5 protein-coding genes are annotated in these 4,526 nt (G+C 59.1%); 2 read left to right on the top strand and 3 right to left on the bottom strand.

The window, feature by feature from the left end; translation table 11 throughout:
- From VL202_RS07370 to VL202_RS07380, 3 genes are all read right to left on the bottom strand, one after another.
- Nucleotides 1-834, bottom strand: an 834-nt coding sequence (locus tag VL202_RS07370) for a porin (protein ID WP_325463479.1), incomplete at its 3' end; no start/stop codon positions are given.
- A 295-nt stretch (nt 835-1,129) separates the two neighbouring features.
- Entirely contained in the window at nt 1,130-2,032 is a 903-nt protein-coding gene (locus VL202_RS07375; protein WP_325463480.1) for a proline iminopeptidase-family hydrolase, read from the bottom strand.
- A gap of 72 nt (nt 2,033-2,104) precedes the next feature.
- Complete coding sequence (locus tag VL202_RS07380) at nt 2,105-2,881, bottom strand: LuxR family transcriptional regulator (protein WP_325463481.1); 777 nt, start codon at nt 2,879-2,881, stop codon at nt 2,105-2,107.
- Between the two features lie 139 nt (nt 2,882-3,020).
- Between VL202_RS07380 and VL202_RS07385 the strand changes: the two genes are divergently transcribed.
- Nucleotides 3,021-3,911 carry a proline iminopeptidase-family hydrolase gene (locus VL202_RS07385; RefSeq protein WP_325463482.1) on the top strand — a complete coding sequence of 297 codons (891 nt, stop codon included), beginning with the start codon at nt 3,021-3,023 and terminating at the stop codon, nt 3,909-3,911.
- 51 nt (nt 3,912-3,962) lie between these two features.
- Nucleotides 3,963-4,526: ABC transporter permease (locus VL202_RS07390; RefSeq protein WP_325463483.1), on the top strand; the 564-nt coding region annotated here is incomplete at its 3' end.

Raw genomic sequence — 4,526 nt, forward strand, 5'->3', positions numbered from 1 at the left:
GCCGTTCCACGAACCGAAGAAGTTTCGACGTCGCGAACCTGCCGGGCCTTCGTCATTATCCCAATCCGACTGGTATCCGCCCATGATGAAGATCGAGAAGATATCGTTGAGGGCCAGATCGAGGCGCGCTTTGGCGGCCATTTCTTCTGACTGTGCATCATAGCCAATGATGGCCGAGATGCCGCCCCAATCCTGTTTGTATTTGAACCCGGCCAGCGGGTTCGGCCAATCTTCGTCCTTGTAGGCAACGGTCTGGCCACCGGCACTGTAGGTGCCATTACCCTCTTCGAGACCGATCAGAAGTTCGAAACCGTTGTTTGTCTTGTAAACATAGCTCAGCTGTGCCGTGCGGTTCGGCGAGAAGTCTATGACATCGTCATTGACGATATTGCCGGCCGAATCGAGCCATTTATCGAACCGCGAGTCCGTGTAGCCCGCCCGGAAGCCGCCAAGTTCGATATAGGAACTGACCAGAGTGAATTTTTCAACGCCGTCCGTCACATCCCAGCGATGCTCGATAAAGGAGCGCAGCGTGCCATATTCCGTGTCGGAGGCGGCGTCGTACCGCAGCGTTGCCCGGGTGCGGCCAACCCATCCATCATCGATGCCGGTATAAGGGCTCTCGCCCAGTATGTTGTCGAAACGGACATAGCCGCTCAGTTTCAAGCAGGTCTCGGTGCCGGGTATATAGAAATATCCCTTGCCGAAGGCGTCGCAGACGCGAACATATTCCAGCGGTTCCGGTTCGGCGGCGACAATGGCATCTGCCGCGTTGACGCCGTGAAAGGCTGAGAAGGAAGCAATCGAAGTAAGCAGGAAGGACTTGATCGTCATGGAGTCCCCAATCGTGCTAAATGGCCGAAATAAAATTCATATGGAGAGCCCCAATTCCGGACTACAAAAGGCTCATAGTCTCGCACTGCTCGAAGAACGATGAAATATCATATTCCATGCGATGAAACAGTCATGGCGCACGCACGACAACCAAGAAAAAATCACTGTTGCTAATATGCGGCGTTTCGGACCGTAGCGCTCAGGAGAGCGCGGACTCGCAAGCTGAGATCCGGCGTGTCACCGATGTCGTGCCGACCTTGATTTCCCATATCGATAGCGATCTCGACGTGCCAGTTCAGTCGAATTCGGCGAGGAAATCGGAGACCGTTTTCAGGCAGAGCTGCTTTTCCTCGACATGCGGCATGTGGCTCGATTCCTCGAAGACGACCCAGCGGCAGCCCGGCACGTTTTCGACATAGGGCCGCACGACCAGTGGCGTGGCCTCATCGTAGCGGCCGGAAATCAGGAGCGTCGGTGCAACGATGTTGCGCAGGCGCTCCTCGATCGTCCAATCCTTCATCGTGCCGATGACATGGAACTCGGTCGGTCCGTTCATGTTGCGATAGACGGTGTTGTCCTCGTCCATGATGGCGAAGGTGCGCGCCACCTCCGGCGGCCATGGCACGGTGCGGCAGACGTGCCGTTCGTAGAAAACCATCGAGGCGGCGATGTATTCCGGGTCGGTCAGGGTTCCGGCCTCCTCGTGGCGCAGAAGCGTCGCCTGCACGTCGGCCGGCAGGTCAGCCCTCAGCCGGTTCGCCTCGGCGACCCAGGTGCGCATATTGGCTGGGGAGTTGGCGATCACCAGCGCTTTCAGACCGGGCGGCTGGCGCACGGCATGTTCGGCGCCCAGCATGCCGCCCCAGGACTGGCCGAGAAACGCGTAGCGGCTCTGAATTCCCAGATGAACCAGGAGGGCGTCGAGCTCGTCAAGGAAGAGGGACACGGTCCAGAAATCCTGGCCCTTGTCCGGAAGGCGGGTCGAATTTCCGTTGCCGAGCTGGTCGTAGTGAATGATGGCGCGGCCGTCGAGCGCTGCGATATCCTTGAACGAATCGACATAATCGTGGGTGCAGCCCGGTCCGCCATGGGCGACGACGAGTGGCAGGCGTCCGGAGGACAGCGAACCTGTAATCCGGTACCATGTCCGGTAGCCGAGAAACGAAAGATATCCTTCACGGGACGCAATATCGACCATGCCCAATCTCCTTGCCCTGCTGCATTCGGGGCGACAATAACGAGGCGCGGCAGAGCGGGGCAGCTATCAAGACTAATAGGGTAGGGCGCCCTCGAGGAGGCGGCATTGTGCGGCTCGGACGACGGCCTGTGTCCTGTTCTTGGCGCCGAGCTTGCGGGTGGCGGACTTGATATGCAGGACGACGGTCGGCACGGAGCGGTCGATGATGCGGGAGATCTCCTTGGCGGAGAGCCCCTGCGAGGAGTAGGAAAGGCATTGCCGCTCCCGCTCGGTCAGGCGCACGCCCGACATGTTGCGCACCGCGTCGTCGAAGAGTTCGTAAGCCGCCTCGTTGAAGACCTGGGCGAGGAGGGCGAAGTCGGCAATGACATGCATGGCGTCACGCTCGAATTCCCGCCGGGCGCCATAGCGCACGCCTGTGACGGTCGCATAGTCGCCGCGCGGCATATGTACCGGAACGGTAACTCCAGCCAGCATGTCATGCTCGCGCAGGTAGTCGCATACGGGCTTGGTGTCGTCCGTCATGAAACGGCTGATCCTGGTCTTTGCACCCGGATCGTAATTCCAGAAGAAGGGCACGGAGGTTCGCATCGCCAGGCGCTGCACGGGATCGATGCGGAAATATTCGCGGTTGCACCAGTGGTCGTGCATGTCGCCGGACACGTTGCGCAGCTTGAGCAGGGAAGGAATTTCGACCTCGCCGTCGATGATGCAGGCCCTTGGCGTGTAATCGTAGATCAGCGCTTCGAAGCCCATTGAACGCATCGCGCCAAAGGCTTCGTCGATCCTGCCGTCGAGCGTTTCCCGGGCAGAGAAACGCTCCGCTATCACACTTAGTTCGTCAAGCATGCCAGCACTCTCCCCAGCACTCCGATGTGTCGGTCGCGCGGGCACCCTATCACTTCTTATAGCTGGTGCGCAGGGTGCGATGCGATAAAATTCGCCGTGCTCAAAAAATGATCAGGTCAATTCGAAGGTATGGCGCAGCATGTGGCGTGAGATCGCTCCGGACAAAAAAATCGAGGTGGAAGTCGATGGTTTCAAGGTCGTCGCCTATAGTTTCGGCGAGGGGGAAGAGACGATATTCTGTCTCAACGGTGGTCCTGGCCTGCCCTGCGATTATCTGCGCGACGCGCATTCGTGCCTGATCGACAAGGGATATCGCGTCGTCGCCTTCGACCAGCTTGGAACCGGTGCGTCGGATCGGCCGACGGATGCCGGTCTCTGGACGATCGACCGTTATGTGGAGGAAACGGAGACTGTCCGCCGGAAACTTGGTCTCGGCAAGGTCCATCTGCTTGGCCATTCCTGGGGTGGATGGCTGGCGATCGACTATGCGTTGAAATATCGCGACAATCTCAAGTCGCTCATCCTCGAAGACACAGTCGCCGACATGCCGCATCTGGTTTCGGAGCTGGAGCGGCTGCGCGCGGCACTCGGATCGGAGACCGTTGCCATGATGCAGAAGCATGAGGCGGCGGGAACGATCGATCATCCCGAATATCTGGCGGCCATCACGATCCTGAATTATCGCCATGTCTGCCGGTTGCCGGATTGGCCGGCGCCGGTGCGCCGTTCGCTCGACGACTGGAACATGGGGCCATACGTGACCATGCAGGGGCCGAACGAGTTTCTCTATACCGGAAACCTGAAGGACTGGAATCGCATTCCGGAGCTGCCTGGCCTCGATCTGCCGGTGCTGATCACCGTCGGCGAGCACGATGAACTGACGCCCGCCTGTGCAATGCGCATGAAGAACGCGCTTCCGGACGCTAAATTGCACGTTTTCCGCAATGCCAGCCATATGCCGTTTTATGAAAACCCCGAAGCCTATTATGCTGCATTGACAGATTTCCTGGCCCTGCACAGGTCGTCGTGATGGTGACCGAGCGGCATCGTAAACTGCAAGAGAGGGGCGACCGCCGAGCCAATGCATCGCTATAAGTTCGTACTCTACCGGCCGCTGCAACTGCTGCCGGTCCTCCTGGGCATCAGCATCATCACCTTCGTGCTGGTACGCCTCATTCCGGGCGATCCGGCGCGCGTGATCCTCGGAACGCGGGCGACGCCGACGGCGCTTGCGCGTATCCGCGAACAATATGGCCTCGATGAACCGATCTGGCTGCAATATTTCTACTTTATCGAGAACATCGGGCACGGTGAAATGGGCAAGTCGATCCTGTACAAGATCGATGTCCTGCGCCTGATCGCCACGCGCGTCGAGCCGACCTTGATGCTCGTGCTTGTCAGCGTCCTCCTATCGCTCGTGATTGCGCTGCCGCTATCGGCGATCGCCGCTCGCCGGCAGGGCCGCTTGCCCGATCATGCCGTGCGGGTCGTCTCGACCATGGGTATCGGCTTTCCGCCGTTCTGGCTCGGGCTGATGCTGATCATCTTTTTCAGCGTACATCTCGATCTCTTTCCCGTCTCCGGCTATGGCAGAACATTCACCGAGAAACTGTGGCATCTGGCCTTGCCGAGCCTGACGATCGCG

Source organism: Pararhizobium sp. (assembly GCF_035497515.1).
GTDB lineage: Bacteria > Pseudomonadota > Alphaproteobacteria > Rhizobiales > Rhizobiaceae > Pararhizobium.

Excerpts from the sequence above, each read along its gene's own strand:
- VL202_RS07375 (WP_325463480.1), bottom strand. The coding sequence starts at position 2,032 with ATGGTCGATATTGCGTCCCGTGAAGGATATCTTTCGTTTCTCGGCTAC.
- VL202_RS07380 (WP_325463481.1), bottom strand. The coding sequence starts at position 2,881 with ATGCTTGACGAACTAAGTGTGATAGCGGAGCGTTTCTCTGCCCGGGAA.
- VL202_RS07385 (WP_325463482.1), top strand. The coding sequence starts at position 3,021 with ATGTGGCGTGAGATCGCTCCGGACAAAAAAATCGAGGTGGAAGTCGAT.